Annotated in this window: 18 protein-coding genes; 8 read left to right on the top strand and 10 right to left on the bottom strand. The window is 66.8% G+C overall.

Features of this window, described 5'->3' with window-relative positions; genetic code table 11:
• Positions 1–113 precede the first annotated feature (113 nt).
• Together trpS and Q9R14_RS13270 are read left to right on the top strand one after the other, a co-directional pair.
• Positions 114–1,169, top strand: a complete 1,056-nt coding sequence (trpS, locus tag Q9R14_RS13265; protein WP_306002698.1) for a tryptophan--tRNA ligase — start codon at positions 114–116, stop codon at positions 1,167–1,169.
• A complete protein-coding gene (locus Q9R14_RS13270) occupies positions 1,169–1,633 on the top strand; it encodes an OsmC family protein (protein ID WP_306002699.1) in 465 nt (154 codons plus the stop codon). Before trpS ends, Q9R14_RS13270 begins: the two co-directional genes overlap by 1 nt.
• Here the strand turns inward: Q9R14_RS13270 and Q9R14_RS13275 are convergent.
• Genes Q9R14_RS13275 through Q9R14_RS13295 form a run of 5 tightly spaced genes read right to left on the bottom strand, consistent with a single transcriptional unit; the run spans position 1,630 to position 4,858 of the window.
• Entirely contained in the window at positions 1,630–2,571 is a 942-nt protein-coding gene (locus Q9R14_RS13275) for an NAD(P)/FAD-dependent oxidoreductase (protein WP_306002700.1), read from the bottom strand. The genes Q9R14_RS13270 and Q9R14_RS13275 overlap by 4 nt on opposite strands.
• Positions 2,549–3,028, bottom strand: coding sequence for an Rrf2 family transcriptional regulator (locus Q9R14_RS13280; RefSeq protein ID WP_205682050.1), 480 nt, complete (start codon positions 3,026–3,028; stop codon positions 2,549–2,551). The genes Q9R14_RS13275 and Q9R14_RS13280 overlap by 23 nt, the downstream gene beginning before the upstream one ends.
• 58 nt (positions 3,029–3,086) lie before the next feature.
• Positions 3,087–3,845 (bottom strand): dienelactone hydrolase family protein, encoded by a 759-nt coding sequence (locus Q9R14_RS13285; RefSeq protein WP_306002701.1) that lies wholly within the window; start codon positions 3,843–3,845, stop codon positions 3,087–3,089.
• Between the two features lie 43 nt (positions 3,846–3,888).
• Entirely contained in the window at positions 3,889–4,527 is a 639-nt protein-coding gene (locus tag Q9R14_RS13290; protein WP_306002702.1) for an alpha-ketoglutarate-dependent dioxygenase AlkB, read from the bottom strand.
• Complete coding sequence (locus Q9R14_RS13295; protein ID WP_161642993.1) at positions 4,490–4,858, bottom strand: hypothetical protein; 369 nt, start codon at positions 4,856–4,858, stop codon at positions 4,490–4,492. Before Q9R14_RS13295 ends, Q9R14_RS13290 begins: the two co-directional genes overlap by 38 nt.
• Before the next feature lie 258 nt (positions 4,859–5,116).
• Between Q9R14_RS13295 and dnaK the strand changes: the two genes are divergently transcribed.
• The 3 genes from dnaK (at position 5,117) to dapB (ending at position 9,181) form a co-directional block, all read left to right on the top strand.
• On the top strand, positions 5,117–7,057 hold the full coding sequence (gene dnaK, locus Q9R14_RS13300; protein WP_255353582.1) for a molecular chaperone DnaK: 1,941 nt from the start codon (positions 5,117–5,119) through the stop codon (positions 7,055–7,057).
• A gap of 175 nt (positions 7,058–7,232) precedes the next feature.
• Entirely contained in the window at positions 7,233–8,435 is a 1,203-nt protein-coding gene (gene dnaJ, locus Q9R14_RS13305; protein WP_045810964.1) for a molecular chaperone DnaJ, read from the top strand.
• Positions 8,432–9,181, top strand: a complete 750-nt coding sequence (gene dapB, locus Q9R14_RS13310) for a 4-hydroxy-tetrahydrodipicolinate reductase (RefSeq protein ID WP_045810963.1) — start codon at positions 8,432–8,434, stop codon at positions 9,179–9,181. Before dnaJ ends, dapB begins: the two co-directional genes overlap by 4 nt.
• Before the next feature lie 84 nt (positions 9,182–9,265).
• Here the strand turns inward: dapB and dnaQ are convergent, their stop codons facing one another.
• The 5 genes from dnaQ to Q9R14_RS13335 are packed head-to-tail and all read right to left on the bottom strand — an operon-like array spanning position 9,266 to position 12,970.
• A complete protein-coding gene (gene dnaQ / locus Q9R14_RS13315; RefSeq protein WP_306002703.1) occupies positions 9,266–9,988 on the bottom strand; it encodes a DNA polymerase III subunit epsilon in 723 nt (240 codons plus the stop codon).
• A gap of 24 nt (positions 9,989–10,012) precedes the next feature.
• Positions 10,013–10,645, bottom strand: coding sequence for a dephospho-CoA kinase (gene coaE / locus Q9R14_RS13320; protein ID WP_306002704.1), 633 nt, complete (start codon positions 10,643–10,645; stop codon positions 10,013–10,015).
• Positions 10,642–11,472, bottom strand: coding sequence for a shikimate dehydrogenase (locus Q9R14_RS13325; RefSeq protein WP_306002705.1), 831 nt, complete (start codon positions 11,470–11,472; stop codon positions 10,642–10,644). Before Q9R14_RS13325 ends, coaE begins: the two co-directional genes overlap by 4 nt.
• The gene (locus Q9R14_RS13330; RefSeq protein WP_371929791.1) at positions 11,469–12,068 is read right to left on the bottom strand and encodes a nucleoside triphosphate pyrophosphatase; all 600 of its coding nucleotides are present in this window, start codon (positions 12,066–12,068) and stop codon (positions 11,469–11,471) included. Before Q9R14_RS13330 ends, Q9R14_RS13325 begins: the two co-directional genes overlap by 4 nt.
• A 32-nt stretch (positions 12,069–12,100) precedes the next feature.
• Entirely contained in the window at positions 12,101–12,970 is an 870-nt protein-coding gene (locus tag Q9R14_RS13335) for a pyruvate, water dikinase regulatory protein (RefSeq protein WP_045810959.1), read from the bottom strand.
• Between the two features lie 450 nt (positions 12,971–13,420).
• Here Q9R14_RS13335 and hemE point away from each other — a divergent pair, with 450 nt between their 5' ends.
• From hemE to Q9R14_RS13350, 3 genes are read left to right on the top strand one after another with little or no spacing between them, the layout of a single operon-like run.
• Positions 13,421–14,479: a uroporphyrinogen decarboxylase gene (hemE, locus tag Q9R14_RS13340; RefSeq protein WP_306002707.1), complete on the top strand. Its 1,059-nt coding sequence runs from the start codon at positions 13,421–13,423 to the stop codon at positions 14,477–14,479.
• A complete protein-coding gene (gene hemH / locus Q9R14_RS13345; RefSeq protein ID WP_306002708.1) occupies positions 14,476–15,537 on the top strand; it encodes a ferrochelatase in 1,062 nt (353 codons plus the stop codon). Before hemE ends, hemH begins: the two co-directional genes overlap by 4 nt.
• Entirely contained in the window at positions 15,534–16,001 is a 468-nt protein-coding gene (locus Q9R14_RS13350; protein ID WP_306002709.1) for a CopD family protein, read from the top strand. Before hemH ends, Q9R14_RS13350 begins: the two co-directional genes overlap by 4 nt.
• Positions 16,002–16,111: the final 110 nt, after the last annotated feature.

The following is a 16,111-nucleotide window of genomic DNA, read 5'->3' on the forward strand; positions in this document are numbered from 1 at the left end:
CGATAAGCGCGAGGCCATGACGACCTCGGGCCTGATCCATGACCTGCGATGGCACGGCTGAACCGCCGCCTGCCTCGCCACGCCTGCCTTTCGACCTTCCGAGACCCGATCCCATGACCGACCAAACCCCGGACGTTGCGACCCCCTTCCCTAACTATGACGGCCCGCGCCGCATCCTGTCCGGCATCCAGGCCTCAGGCGCGCTGCACCTGGGCAACTACCTCGGCGCCCTGAAGCGGTTCGTCGAACTGCAGGACCAGGGCGCGCCGGTCTATGTCTTCGTCGCCGACATGCACGCCATCACGGTTTGGCAGGATCCGGACAAGCTGACCGCCCAGACGCGCGAGATCGCCGCCGCCTATCTGGCTTCGGGCCTGGATCCGGAAAAGGCGATCATCTTCCCGCAATCGGCAGTGCGCGCCCATGCGGAACTAGCCTGGATCTTCAACTGCGTCGCCCGCCTCGGCTGGCTCGACCGGATGACCCAGTTCAAGGAGAAGTCAGGCAAGCACAAGGAACGCTCGTCGGTTGGCCTCTACACCTATCCCGTGCTCCAAGCGGCCGACATCCTACTGTATAAGGCCACCGAAGTGCCGGTGGGCGAGGACCAGAAGCAGCATCTGGAGCTGACCCGCGACATCGCCGCCAAGTTCAACAACGACTTCGGCGTTCCCGGCTTCTTTCCCGTGCCTGAGCCGATCATCCAGGGGCCGGCGACCCGCGTCATGTCCCTGCGGGACGGAGCGGCCAAGATGTCCAAGTCGGACCCGTCCGATAACAGCCGCATCAATCTGACCGACGACGCCGACACGATCGCCTCCAAGATCAAGAAGGCCAAGACCGATCCCGAGCCGTTGCCGGAAACCCTGGACGGGCTGAACGAACGCCCCGAGGCCAAGAATCTGGTCGCCATCTATGCGGCGCTGGCGGGCCTGACCCGCGAACAGGTGATCGCGCAGTTCGGCGGTCAGGGCTTCGGCGCCTTCAAGCCGGCGCTGGCGGACCTGGCGGTGTCGTCGCTGGCGCCCGTGACGGCCGAGATGCGCCGCCTGATGGACGATCCGGCCGAGATCGACCGCGTGCTGAAGGCCGGCGCCGAGCGCGCCGCCGAGGTCGCCGATCCCGTGGTGGACGAGGTCAAGAAGATCGTCGGCTTCTGGAGGGCGTAATGGGCGTCTACGAGGCCAAGGTCGTCTGGAACCGGGGCGACCAGCCCTTCCTGGACAAAAGCTACAGCCGCGCCCATTCCTGGAGCTTCGACGGCGGGGCGGTGGTGCCGGGGTCGTCGGCGCCCTCCAGCGTGCCCGTGCCGATGTCCGATCCGGCCGGGGTCGATCCGGAAGAGGCGATGATCGCCTCCCTGTCCAGCTGTCACATGCTGTGGTTCCTCGCCTTCGCCGCCAACGCCGGCCTGGTGGTCGACAGCTACGTCGACGAGGCCTCGGGCAAGATGGGCAAGGACGATAACGGCAAGCGCTACCTCGTCGAGGTGACGCTGCGCCCCTTCACCAGCTTCACCGGCCGCGAGCCCGTTCAGGCCGAGATCGACGCCCTGCACCACCAGGCCCACGGCCATTGCGAAATGGCCCATTCGGTCCGCGCGACCATCACGGTCGAGGCGACGGTCGGCTAGGCGGCGATCGCCGTCTCTTCCTCGACCAGGGATCTGAACAGGGCGTGGGCGGCGATCATCCCGTCCGAGGTCGCCAGGGTGATGTTGGAGGCGGCGCGCGCCAGGTCGCCGGCGGCGAAGACGCCCGGCTGGGTCGTCTGCTGCATGGCGTCCACCTTGATCACCCGCCCCATCGGGGTGTCGGTCATCTCGCAGCCCAACCGCTCGGCGAAGGGGCTGGCGACGCGCACATTGGCGCCGACGAAGATGGCCTTCAGCTCGACGAACCGTCCGTCGGTCAGCCGCGCGCCGCTCAGGCCCGGCGCCTCGCCCTCCAGCCGCACGATCGGCGTGGCCTCGATGGTGACCCCGCGTCGATCCAGCAGATGGGCGTCCTCGGGCGACAGGCCCTGATCAAGGTCCATGAACAGGGTGACCTGGCCCCATTCGGCGACCGTCGCCGCATACGGAACCACGTGATCGCCGCGCCCCAGCACGCCGATGGGGCCGCCGCCGATCTCATAGCCATGGCACCAGGGACAGTGCAGGGCGGTGCGGCCCCAGCGTTCCTTCACCCCCGGGATGTCGGCCAGCACGTCCTCGACCCCGTGCGACAGCAGCAGCCGGCGACCGCGCGTACGTGTGCCGTCAGCGAAGGCGACCGAGAAACCGCCGTCGATCCGTTCGACCTCGACCGCCTCCGCCATGCGGAAGGCGGCGGTGGGATAGGCCGCGACCTGAGACCGGGCAGACGCCGTGATCTCGGCGCCGGGCTTTCCATCATTGGTCAGGACGCCATGGGCGCGGGCGGCGAACCGATTGCGTGGCCGGCCGTCATCTATGACCAGAACGCGGCGGCGCGCGCGGACCAGCTGCATCGCGGCGGACAGGCCGGCATAGGAGCCGCCGATGATCAGAGCGTCGTGCGGCATGGGCTCAGGACTTTCGGGCATGGGCATGGAGCAGGTCTCTCTTGGGATGTTCGGCCATGCGGCGCGAGAAGTCCGCCGCCAGATCGGCCAGGGTTATGTCGTTCAGGCGCGCGATCAGCAGGGCGCGGGCGGCGGCGTAGGTCTCGGCCAGAGCGTCATTGACCGCCGCCTCGACCAGGCAGCCGTCAGCCTCGATTGGCGGAGCGGCCGGAAACAGATCCGCACCGCCGAGAGCCGTGTTCACTTGGCCCAGGGTGACCTGATCCAGCGGTCGCGACAGACGCCAGCCGCCGCCATGCCCCTTTTCCGACGCCACCAATCCCTGCTCGCGCAGGCCGGCCATGGTTCGGCGCACCACCACGGGATTGGTGGACAGGCACACCGCCAGCTGGTCCGAGGTCATGGGCGAGCCGGTGCGTGTCTCATGCTCGGCCATGTGCAGCAGGGCGTGGAGAATGTTGGACAGACGGGAATCCCTTTTCATGTAACTGCAATTGTTACGTGATGGGTCGCCCGTCAAGAGCGCGGGAGAGTTTTCTTTTTCAGCTGTGTGGGACGGCGTCGGTCAGGAAGGCGCCGAAGCGGCGCAGGGCTTCGGTCGTTAGTTCCGGGTCGTGGCGCATGGGGCCGTTGTTGGTCGGTTCGTCGAAGGCGTGGGTGCCCCCGGCGATCCAGCTTTCGACTTCGGAGCCGCAGTTGCGGATCATGGCGTTGACCTGCTCGGCGTTGCGGACGGTGGTCAGGTGGTCGCGCTTGCAGGTGACGGCCAGGACGCGCGGGCAATGCCGCCAGGGCTTCAGCCGGTTGAAGGCGAACGGGCCGATATAGGGATAGGCCAGCCACACCGCCTTGACGCCGGACAGGTCGGCCTCGGCGGGATCGGTCACGCCAAAGGCGCCGGGCGTCGGCGCGCCGCTCATCATCTCCATGATCGACCAGCCCCCGTGGCTCCAACCGGCCAGGGCCAGCTTCGTCGCATCGACATCTGGGCGGGCCGAAACGCCTTGGATCGCCGCCAGCACGTCACCCACCCGCTCATAGCCCCGGAACGACAGGCCCGTGCAGACCGCCGCCAGGGTGAAGATCCGGCCCCAGCCGCGAGGGCCATAGGAATCGACGATGAAGGCGCGCCAGCCCGCCGCCTTGGCGACCTCGGCGTAGCGGGGCAGGTGATCGCGCAGGCCACCGCAGCCATGGAACATCAGCACGGCAGGACGGGGCCGGTCGTCGTCCGGGCCCACGACGGTGATGTGGGGCTCCAGCCGGGCCCAACGACGCTTCAGATCATCCATCTCCGACATACGCCGCAGCCGGACGGCGAAAGCCAGTCCAAAAATCCGATGCTCAACCGGCGCAGCGCAGCGTCAGGTTCAGCCGGCCGCCGCCGGGGATCAGGCGCGACGATCCGGCCAGCACGCGGTCGACGCCGTGACGGGCCAGGCGCGCGGGTCCGGTCAGGGCGCAGACATCGCCGCTGTCCAGCCTCAGCGTCGTGGTGCGTCCGCCCTCCGCCGCGCCGATGCGGAACGTCGCCGTGTCCCCTAGCGACACCGACAGGACGGGCGCGCCGAGGTCGGCCTCGTCCTTGTCCTGGTGCAGGCCCATCTTCGCCGCATCGCGATACAGATTGACCAGACAGGCGTCCGGCGGCGTGGGCCAGCCGACCGTGGCGTCCCACAGGTCAAGCAGCATAGTCGGGATCGCCGGCCAGGGTCGCCCGGTCTCGGGATGGGTCGACTGATAGCGATAGCCGCCCCGGTCGGAGACCCAGCCCAGCGGCCCGAAGTTGCTCATCTGAACGGAAAAAGGCCGCCCGCCCGGCGTGGTCGGCCGATAAAGGGGCGCGTCATCCAGCCGGCCGAACACCTCGGCGACCAGATCAGCCTGCGCCGCGGCGTCGAACGCGCCCGGCCAGAGCCGGAAGCCCTCGACGGCGGTCTTCACCTCAACGGGTGTAGGTGTATTCGCTGACCTCACAGACATTAATGCGCGACCGCGTCAGCTCCTGACCGTTGGTGAACTCGGCCTTGAAGTCATAGATGCAGGCGCCCGAGCCGTCATCGATGTTGATGCGCACATCCTGCCCGCTTTCCAGAACGTCCGAGCCCAGGATGTCCTCTTCCCAGTCGTCGCTGCGCGAATCCGACGCGTAGAAGCGCAACATGGTCCAGCCGGTGCGGTTCTTGATGGTGACGTGGCGATCATAGCCGTCACGCGACTGTATGGCCGGCGCCCCAGCAGGCGGCGCGGCGGCAGCCGCAGCGCCGACCAGAATGGCGGCGGCGACGGCCGCCTTGAGCATGGTCTTGATCATTGTTTCCTCTCCCTTCCTTCATCGCGGTCCCCTGGGCGCGATGGGAAATCTTATGCCCGACGATCGCTGTGTCCGCATCTTTGAATTTCAACGTTCTTCGAAAGCGTTGAATCGCAATAACGCCCTTGCGGGCGGGGGGGATTTTCCCATATCGGGGCCAGCTTCGGAGAAACCCCGCGAAACTTGGGGCTATCCAGCCTGATCCACGCCAACCCAACCGGGGGCGGTCACGCGCGGCGCTTCGTCGAAGGCCGCCGCATCGCCCGCCGAACCAGAGAGACTGAAGAACACATGGCCAAGATTATCGGCATCGACCTGGGCACCACCAACTCGTGCGTCGCCGTCATGGACGGCAAGACGCCGAAGGTGATCGAAAACGCCGAGGGCAACCGCACGACCCCGTCGGTCGTGGCGATCCAGGACGGCGCGGAAGTGCTGGTGGGTCAACCCGCCAAGCGCCAGGCCGTCACCAACCCGTCCAACACCTTCTTCGCGATCAAGCGCTTGATCGGCCGCAACTTCGATGATCCCGTCGTCGCCAAGGACAAGGGCATGGTGCCCTATGAGATCGTCAAGGGCCCGAACGGCGACGCCTGGGTGCGCGCCTTCGGCAAGGACTATTCCCCGCAGCAGATTTCGGCCTTCACCCTGACCAAGATGAAGGAAGCGGCCGAGGCCTATCTGGGCGACAAGGTCACCCAGGCCGTGATCACCGTGCCGGCCTACTTCAACGACAGCCAGCGTCAGGCGACCAAGGACGCTGGCAAGATCGCCGGCCTCGAAGTGCTGCGCATCATCAACGAGCCGACCGCGGCGGCCCTGGCCTATGGCCTGGAAAAGAACGACGGCCAGAAGATCGCCGTCTATGACCTGGGCGGCGGCACCTTCGACGTCTCGATCCTGGAGATCGGCGACGGCGTTTTCGAGGTGAAGTCGACCAACGGCGACACCTTCCTGGGCGGCGAGGACTTCGACCTGCGTCTGGTCGACTACCTGGCCGACGAGTTCAAGAAGGAGCAGTCGGTCGACCTGCGCCAGGACAAGCTGGCCCTGCAGCGCCTGAAGGAAGAGGCCGAAAAGGCCAAGAAGGAGCTGTCGACCACGACCCAGTACGAGGTCAACCTGCCGTTCATCACCATGAACGCCTCGGGTCCGCTGCACCTGAACATCAAGCTGACGCGCGCCAAGCTGGAAAGCCTGGTCGAGGATCTGGTCCAACGCACGATCGAGCCATGCAAGAAGGCCCTGGCCGACGCCGGCCTGAAGGCCTCGGACATCGACGAAGTGGTTCTGGTCGGCGGCATGACCCGCATGCCCAAGGTCGTGGAAGCCGTGAAGGCCTTCTTCGGCAAGGAACCGCACAAGGGCGTGAACCCTGATGAAGTCGTGGCCCTGGGCGCCGCCGTTCAGGCCGGCGTTCTGCAAGGCGACGTCAAGGACGTGCTGCTGCTGGACGTGACGCCTCTGACCCTGGGCATCGAGACCCTGGGCGGCGTGTTCACGCCCCTGATCGAGCGCAACACGACGATCCCGACCAAGAAGAGCCAGACCTTCTCGACCGCCGACGACAACCAGTCGGCCGTGACGATCCGGGTCTTCCAGGGCGAGCGTCCGATGGCGTCGGACAACAAGATGCTGGGTCAGTTCGACCTGATGGGCATTCCGCCGGCGCCGCGCGGCATGCCGCAGATCGAGGTGGCCTTCGACATCGACGCCAACGGCATCGTCAACGTGTCGGCCAAGGACAAGGCGACCAACAAGGAGCAGTCGATCCGCATCCAAGCGAACGGCGGCCTGTCGGACGCCGACATCGACAAGATGGTCAAGGAAGCCGAGGCCAACGCCGCGACCGACAAGGCCAAGAAGGATCTGGTCGAGGCGCAGAACGCCGCCGACAGCCTGATCCACTCGACCGAGAAGGCCCTGGCCGAGCACGGCGACAAGGTCGGCGCGGACGAGAAGACGGCCATCGAGACCGGCCTTGCCGAGCTGAAGACCGCGCGCGAAGGCACCGACCCGGAAGACATCCGCGCCAAGACCAACACCCTGGTCCAGGCCTCGATGAAGCTGGGTGAAGCCATGTACGCCCAGCAGCAGGGCGACGCCGCCGCCGAAGGCCAGCCGGCCGACGACGGCGTGGTCGACGCCGAGTTCGAGGAAGTGTCGGACACGGACGGCGACGACAAGAAGAGCGCCTGATCCGTCACAGGTCGCTGAAATGATACGGCCCCGCTTGTCTTGCGATAGGCGGGGCCTTTTCATGAAACTTGCATCATTGGTCCCGGACCCCATGTCAGCCGGGACATCGATTTCGACCAACGCTCGATAAGAGGCGAGGCGAAAGCGAACGGGGAAGTATGAGGACGAACGCCCGATGGCGCGTGATTATTACGAAGTTCTGGGTGTCGAACGCACGATCGACGCCCCCGGCCTGAAAGCCGCCTATCGCAAGCTGGCCATGGTTCACCACCCCGACCGCAACGGCGGCTCGGAAGAGTCGATGGCCAAGTTCAAGGAGCTTTCCGAGGCCTATACGGTGCTGTCGGACGACAACAAGCGCGCGGCCTATGATCGTTACGGCCATGCGGGCGTGAACGGCGGCGGGGGCGGCAATCCCTTCGGCCAGGGCGGCCAGGGCTTCTCGGACATCAACGACATCTTCTCCCAGGTCTTCGGCGACGCGTTCGGGGACGCGTTCGGCGGACGCCAGGGCCGGGGCCAGCAGGGCGGACCGCGCCGGGGCTCGGACCTGCGCTACGATCTGGAGATCACCCTGGAGCAGGCCTACAAGGGCGAGGACGTCGAGATCGACATCCCCTCGACCATGACCTGCGACACCTGCGAGGGGTCGGGCGCCAAGCCGGGCACCAAGCCCGTCACCTGCACCACCTGCCAGGGCGCCGGTCGTGTGCGCCAGGCCAACGGCTTCTTCCAGGTCGAGCGCACCTGCCCCCGTTGCCACGGCCAGGGTCAGATGATCGCCGACCCCTGCACCACCTGCCACGGGCATGGCCAGGTTCGCAAAACACGCACCCTGAACCTGAAAATCCCCGCCGGCGTGGACGACGGTTCGCGCATCCGGCTGTCGGGCGAAGGCGATGCGGGCCAGCGCGGCGGACCGCGCGGCGATCTGTACGTCTTCATCTCGGTCACGCCGCACGACCTGTTCGAGCGCGACAACCTGGACCTGCTGGTAACCGTGCCCGTGCCGATGACGGTGGCGGCCCTGGGCGGCGAGATCGACGCGCCCTGCCTGGTCTCCACGGCCTGCGACGGCAAGTGCAAGGCCTCGGTCGCCGTGCCGGCCGGCGCCCAGACCGGCAAGACCGTGCGCATCAAGGGCAAGGGCATGCCCCATCTGAACGGCCGCAACCGCGGCGATCTGGTGGTCGAGCTGTTCGTCGAGACGCCCACCGATCTGACCGCGCGCCAGCGTGAGTTGCTGGAAGAGCTTGCCCTGTCGTTCGGGGAGGGGCAGAACCCCAGGAATTCCAGCTTTGCCGGAAAGGCGAAGCGTTTCTGGGCCGACATCCTGGGCAATCAGGACGCGGACGGGTCGAAAGAGAACGCGGTTTGAGCGCAATCTTCCACGCCGGCATTTCCGGCTATCGCGGCCGGATGGGGCGTGCGGTCTCTCAGGTTCTGGACGCCCGCGAAGACGTGGTGGTCGCCGCCCGCTTCGATTGGGGCGAAACCGCCGACCTGTCGCTGTGCGACGTGATCATCGACTTCTCGACCCCGGCCGCTTCGGTGGCCCTGGCCCAAGGCGCAGCCGAGCGCGGCGGCCCGGCCCTGGTGATCGGCTCGACCGGCTTCACGGACGAGCAGGAGGCCGACCTGATGAAGGCCGCCGAAAAGGTCGCCATCGTCAAGAGCGGCAACTTCTCCTTGGGCGTCAACATCCTGATCGGCCTGGTCCAGCACGCGGCCCAGCGTCTGGACGCCCAGGACTGGGACATCGAGATCACCGAGGCCCACCACCGCCGCAAGGTCGATTCACCCTCGGGCACGGCCCTGATGCTGGGCGAAGCCGCCGCCGAGGGGCGGTTCGCGGATCTGGATGACCTGCGCTCCAAACCCTACGACGGGGTCCAGGGCGAGCGTGAGAGCGGCAAGATCGGCTTCTCCTCCATCCGCGCCGGCGGCATCATCGGCGAGCATACGGTGCTGTTCGCATCGGAAGACGAGGTGCTGACCCTGAGCCATTCGGCGATCGATCGGTCGCTGTTCGCCAAGGGCGCGGTCGCCGCCGCCGCCTGGGTGCGGACGCGAGGCCCCGGTCTCTATGACATGCAGGACGTGCTTGGCTTTCGGCAAGCCTGATATCTGAGGGCGCTTCGCGCCGCGCTACGATCGCGACGCGGTCGCTCACGACTTGAGCGCTTCTGAAGCGGGGGCTTCTGAAAACTAAGCCGCGTCTTCCTGAATGGGCAGGCCATAGGCTTCCCACAGCGACCGGTCCTTCAGCGCCTTGGCGAGGAAGGCGACGTGGGCGGCCTGTTCCTCGGGCGTGGAGCGCGGCGCCAGGGGGCGGGAACGCTGGCCGTAGGCGGCGGTTTCGATGACGCCGCCGGGACCGCGACCGACCGGCGCCGACGACAGGTCCAGCACCCGCTCCTTGCCGCCGCGAAGCTCCAGATAGACCTCGGCCAGCAGACGGGCGTCGATCAGGGCGCCGTGCAGCGTCCGCTCGACCAGCGACACCTTGTAGCGTTTGCACAGGGCGTCCAGCGAGTTGGGCATGCCCGGAAACCGCGTCTGGGCCAGTTTCAGAGTATCGATCCAGCGCGCCTCGCCGGTGATCGGCCGGCCGCATCGCGAATATTCGAAGTCGATGAAGTTGCGGTCGAAGGCGGCGTTGTGAGCGATCATCTGCGCATCGCCGATGAATTCGATCAGCTCGTCGGCGATCTCGGCGAACTTGGGCGCATCCTTGACCTTTTCGTCGGTGATGCCGTGAACCCGGATGGCGTCTGGCGGGATCAGCCGCTCGGGATTGACGAACCGATGGAAGGTCCGCCCCGTCGGCAGCAGATCCTGGATCTCGATACAGCCGACCTCGATCAGCCGGTCGCCCGTCTTGGGGTCGAAGCCGGTGGTTTCGGTATCCAGAACGATCTCGCGCGCCATTCGCCCTTAATGGCGGCATTCGCCTCAGCGCGAAAGGCTCGCCGCGCCGCGCCGGGGAGATATCCACGACGGGTCAAGAACGGCGGCCACGATCACCTCGACCTCGGCCCGCGCGGCCTCCAAACCCCGGCCGGTGTCGATGACGAAATCGGCGCGGGCGCGCTTTTCCGCGTCCGGCATCTGGCGCGCCAGGATGGCGTCGAACCGTTCGCGGGTCATGCCGGGACGAGCCAGAACACGCTCCGCCTGGATCGCCGGATCGGCGGTGACCACCACGACGGCGTCGACGGCCCTGTCTCCGCCCGTCTCGAACAGCAGGGGGATGTCCAGAACCGCCAGTTTCACACCGGCCGTGCGCGCCGCCTCCAGATCCGCCGCGCGCCCCTGGGCGACCAGGGGGTGCACGATGGCTTCCAGACGACGGAACGCCGTGTCGTCTTTCCCAAGCGCCTCGGCCAGACGCGTGCGATCGACCGCGCCGTCCACGACGACGCCGGGAAAGGCTTCGCCTACCGGACCAACCGCCGCACCGCTAGGCGCGTATAGGCGGTGAACCGCATCGTCGGCGTTCCAGACGACCGCGCCCAGATCGGCGAACATGGCCGTCGTCGTCGACTTGCCCATGCCGATGGAGCCGGTGAGACCGAGCAGGATCATGCCGTCTCGCCCAGATGGGTCATCAACAGGGCGCGAAGATCGAGAGGCGGCGGCGGGCGGCGGAACAGGGCTTCGAACGACGGCGCCGCCTGGCCGATCAGCATGGCCAATCCATCCACCGTCGGCAGGCCGCGTTCGCGCGCCGCCTTCAGCAAGGGCGTGGCCAGCGGCTTGTAGGTCATGTCCATCACCACCGTGCCGGGCGCGATCCGGTCGAAGTCGATGCTGGGCGGGACGCTCAGCGCATTGATGACCAAGGCTGCGCCGTCAAAAGCGTCATCGGCCGTCATGACCCGAACCGACGGCCCGAGATCGGCGGCCAGGGCCTGGGCGCGTTCGGGCGAACGGTTGACGATGCGCACCTTGGCGCCGGCCTCGACCAGGGCGCCGGAGCCTGCGCGGGCCGCGCCGCCGGCGCCCAGCATCACCACCGGCCGCCCCGCCACGTCCAAGTCCGGCGCCTGTTCCTTCAGGCCGCGCACCAGGCCAATCCCGTCGGAACTGTCGGCCAGCACCCGCCCGTTTTCGAACTGCAGGATATTGGCCGAGGACGTCAGCAGCGCCGCCGTCGTCGCTTGATCCGCCAGGGCGAAGGCCTGTTCCTTGAACGGGGCGGTGACGTTCAGCCCCATGATCAGACCGGCGCGCCCCGCGGCGACCAGGGCCTCGAAACCGTCCGCATCGGCAGGGGCGAAGGGGACATAGGCGCCGTCGATCCCGCCGGCCGCCAGCCAGGCGTTGTGGATGACCGGACTAAGCGAATGGGCGACCGGATTTCCGGCGATCCCGGCGACCATGGCGGCCCCGGTTATGCGGTGCGTGCTCATGCCGCGATCACCCGCGCCCGACGCAGCTCTTTCAACACCAACCAGAGCGGCAGACCCAGCACTGTGAAATAGTCGCCGTCCACCGCCTCGAACAGCTGCGAGCCCAGCCCCTCCAGCCGGTAGGAACCGACGCAGGACAGCAGGGCCTCGCCCTCGGCCGCCAGATAGGCGTCGAGGAAGGCGTCCGAGAAATTGCGCATCCGCATTTGAACCGTATCGACGCCAGACCAGACGATCTGGCCATTGGTCGCCAGCGCTGCGCCGGAATGCAGTTGGTGCGACTTGCCGCGCATGCCTTTCAGCCGCTCGCGCGCCGCGTCCAGCGACCTGGCCTTGGACACCAGGCCGCCGTCAAAGGCCAGGGTCTGATCCGAGCCCAACACCCAAGCGGTCTCATCATCGCGCGAGACGGCCAGGGCCTTGGCTTCCGCAAGACGAACCGCAAGGGCGGCGGCGTCCAGATCGGTCGAGACGGCCTTGATCGCGTCCTCGTCCACATCGGCGACGCGCACTTCAAAGACGACGCCGGCGTTTTCCAACATGGCGCGGCGGGCCGCGCTCTTGGACGCTAGGATGAGAGTTCCGCGCTCAAGCAGCCCGGAGGGCGATAGCGCTGCAGGAATGCTTTTCACCAAGTCGTCCCGATCTTGTGGTTGCGATGCTCGCTCAACAGATTGGTGATCGCCGCCGCCGTCTCTTCCACCGAGCGGCGGGTCACGTCGATGGTGGGCCAGCCACGCCGCTCGAAGGCCCGCCGGGCCTTGATCGTCTCGTCGCGCACGGCGTCCTGGTCGGTGTAGTTCGACGACTGGCTGGCGTTCAGATTGTCGATGCGGTTGCGCCGGATCTGAACCAGCCGATCGGGCGACACGGTCAGGCCGATCACCAAGGGATTCTTCAGCTTGGTCAGCCGCTCACCGTCCTCCTGACCCGGCACCAGGGGCACGTTGGCCGCCCGAATGCCCCGGTGGGCCAGATAGATGCAGGTCGGGGTTTTGGACGTCCGGCTGACCCCGCACAGAACGACGTCGGCGCCCTCCAGCTGGTCCAGCGAACCCTGGCCGTCATCGTAGGCCATGGCGAAGTCCAGCGCCGCGATCCGGTTGAAATAGTCGTGGTCCAGCGCGTGCTGGGCGCCGACGCGGGTGGACAGGGCCGCGCCGAGATAGCGCGACATGGCGCCGACCAAGGGATCCAGCGCGCCGATCTGGGGCATGTCGAGGCGACGGCAGCCCTCTTCCAACTGCTCGCGCAGATCGCGGTCGACCAGGGTGTGGAGAACGACGCCCGGCGCGGACTCCACCTCCTGCAGCACCCGCTCCATCTGCTTTGACGATCGCACCAGGGAATAGATGTGCTCGATCGGAATGACGCCGTCGAAACGCGCGGTCACCGCCTTGGCCATGGCGTTCAAGGTCTCGCCGGTGGAGTCCGACACCAGGTGAACGTGGAAATAGGTGGCCAGACGGGCCGGTCCCGAGGGTCTCGCAGGGCTCATGAGACTGTCTGTCTCCCTGTTGAAAGTTGGGGGACGGCGTTGGACCGTCGGGGCGCCGTTTTTCTTAGCCGCTGATCGATCCGCCCGCGAGCGGGGATGATGGTGGATCGCGTCAGCCGTCCGCCGCCGGATCATCCCAAGGCGGAAAACCGAATTTCCAACCGCTGTGGAAAATCCTAATGAAAGGTTAACGACGCTTAACCGCGTTCACAGCCGCAAGCCCCCGCAAACCCTTGCCCGTTAAGGTTTCGTTAGGGATTGTCCACCGGCGGGATCAGTCGTTTCGACATCCCCGTTAACGATAGGCCAGGCGTGGATATCCGCTTTTGTTCCGCCGCCGGCGATCGAGTCATCCCCGCCATTCCACCGCCCTACCTGCCACTTCGAATCTTTCAATTCTTAATCTGATTAGGGATTGAGAGCGGGGGGCTGTGACCTTAATCCTCCGGTATGACCGATCAGACCCAGACTGCCGATCCGACACCCTTGGTGCTTCGGACTCTCCGCGGGGAGACGTTGGAGCGTCCGCCGGTGTGGTTCATGCGCCAGGCCGGTCGGTATCTGCCGGAGTATCGCAAGCTGAGGGCCGAGGCGCCCGACTTCATCGCCTTCTGTCTGAACCCTGAAATGGCCGCCGAGGCGACGCTTCAGCCCATGCGCCGGTTCGGCTTCGATGCGGCGATTGTCTTCGCCGACATCCTGTTGATCCCGCGCGCCCTGGGCCAGGACGTCTGGTTCGAGACGGGGGAGGGGCCCCGCCTGGGAGAAATGCCGATCCCGGGTCGGATGGCCGAACTGGCCCCGGCGGCGGGCGAGCATCTGTCGGCGGTGGGCGAGACCCTGTCCATCGTGCGCGCGGCTCTGGAGCCGGAACGGGCCCTGATCGGCTTCGCCGGCGCCCCCTGGACCGTGGCGACCTATATGCTGGACGGCCAGGCGCGCACCATCGGCAAGGGTGAACGCGCCCAGGCCCGCTCCTACGCCTATGCCGATCCCGAGCGTGTCGACGAGACGCTGGAGGTTCTGGTCGAGGCCACCGCCCGATATCTGAAGATGCAGGCCGACGCCGGCGCCCAGGTTCTGAAGATCTTCGAGAGCTGGGCCGAGGGCTTGCCGGACGACCTGTTCGAAAGATTGGTCTTGAAGCCCCACCAAGCGCTTGTGAAGCGCACGCGGGAGCTGGGGGTCACCGTACCCCTCATCGGCTTCCCACGGGGCTCTGCGGCGCTTGCAGAGCGTTATGCCGAGGCGGTCGAGGTCGACGCCGTCGCCCTGGACACCGCCTGCCCGCTCGAGGTCGGTAAACGCGTGCAGCAGATCAAGCCGATCCAGGGCGCGCTCGACCCGCTGTTGCTGCGCGCTGGCGGCGATCTGCTGGACCGACGCGTCGACCAGCTGATGGAGGCCTGGGGGCAGGGGCCCTGGCTGTTCAACCTCGGCCACGGCATCCTGCCGGACGTGCCGATCGACCATGTCGAACAGGTTCTGAGACGGATCGGCGCCCAATGAGCGATGCGACCCCCGGCCGCCGCATTGCGGTGGTGTTGTTCAATCTGGGCGGGCCGGACGATCAGGCGTCGGTCAAGCCGTTCCTGTTCAACCTGTTCAACGATCCGGCCATCATCGGCCTTCCGGGGATCTTGCGCACGCCTCTGGCCAAACTGATCTCCAGCCGGCGCGAGACCAGCGCCCAGGCCAACTACGCCCTGATGGGCGGGGGATCGCCGCTGCTGCCTGAGACCCGTCGGCAGGCCGAGGCTTTGCAGGCGGTGCTTGGCGCGCGGCTGGGCGGCGATGAGGTCAAGGTCTTCATCGCCATGCGCTACTGGCATCCGCTGACCGAGGAGACGGCGGCCGAGGTCGCCGCGTTCGGACCCGACGAGGTCGTCCTGCTGCCGCTCTATCCGCAGTTTTCGACCACGACGACGGAATCCTCGTTGAAGGCCTGGAACGCTGCCTATCCCGGCCCGGGCGTCAGCCGCGCCGTCTGCTGCTATCCGGCTGCGACAGGTTGGGTCGAGGCCCAGGCCCAGGCGATCGGCGAGAAGCTGGACGAGGCGGTGGGCCAGCCGGTGCGGGTGCTGTTCTCCGCCCACGGCATCCCCGAAAAGCTGGTGACCGGCAAGGGCGATCCCTATCAGGAGCAGATCGAGACGACCGTCGCCGCCGTAGTCGCCGCCATCGAGGCCAGGCGCGGGCCGATCGACCACGCCATCTGCTACCAAAGCCGGGTCGGGCCGATGAAATGGCTGGGCCCGTCAACGCCCGAAGCCATTGAAACGGCGGCCAAGGACGGCGTCGGCGTGGTCGTCACGCCGATAGCCTTCGTCTCGGAGCATATCGAGACCCTGGTCGAGCTGGATATCGAATACGGCGAACTGGCCCACGAAAAAGGGGCCAGTCCGTATTTGCGGGCGCCGGCGGTCGGGATCGAGCCGCTGTTCATCGACGCCTTGGCCGATGCGGCGGTGGGCGCACTGTCCCACAAAGGCGTCGCGCCGTTCGGCCAGGGGTGCAAAGCGGACTGGAAGGCCTGTCCGCATCGCAAGGCAAGGCAGGCGGCATGAACACCTACGATCTCGCACGCGGGCTGCACATTCTGGCGGTGATCGCCTGGATGGCGGGTCTGCTGTTCCTGCCTCGGCTCTACGCCTATGACGCCGAGCAGAACGCCAAGCCCGAACCGCTGAAAGGCGAGATGCAGGGCCTGCTGCGCCTGTGGCAGACGCGGCTGCTGCGCATCATCCTGACCCCGGCGATGATCCTGGCCTGGGTCTTCGGTCTGTGGCTGATCCACATCGACGTCTCGGCGCGCGGCGCCGCCTTCCTGGCCGAGCCGTGGATGGTCGCCAAGCTGGCGGGCGTCTTCCTGCTCAGCGGTTGGCATGGCTTCCTGGCGGCCCAAAGGAAGAAGATCGCGGCCGGTACATCGAAATATTCAGGCAAATTCTGGCGCATGACCAACGAAGTGCCCTTCGTGCTGGCCATCGTCATGGTGCTGTCGGTGACGACGGAGTGGACGTTCCGTTAAGTTAAGCGGCTCCGCTTGACCTGACCCGCGGCCTGTGGTTCCGCTGGCGGCGAACTGTTCGGCGTCCCGCGTCGGCGGTCCCTCTCTTTCGTGACGCCTGCAGGCCTTGG

Origin of the sequence: Brevundimonas sp. C43, assembly GCF_030732185.1 — a bacterium.
Taxonomy (GTDB): Bacteria; Pseudomonadota; Alphaproteobacteria; order Caulobacterales; family Caulobacteraceae; genus Brevundimonas; species Brevundimonas diminuta_C.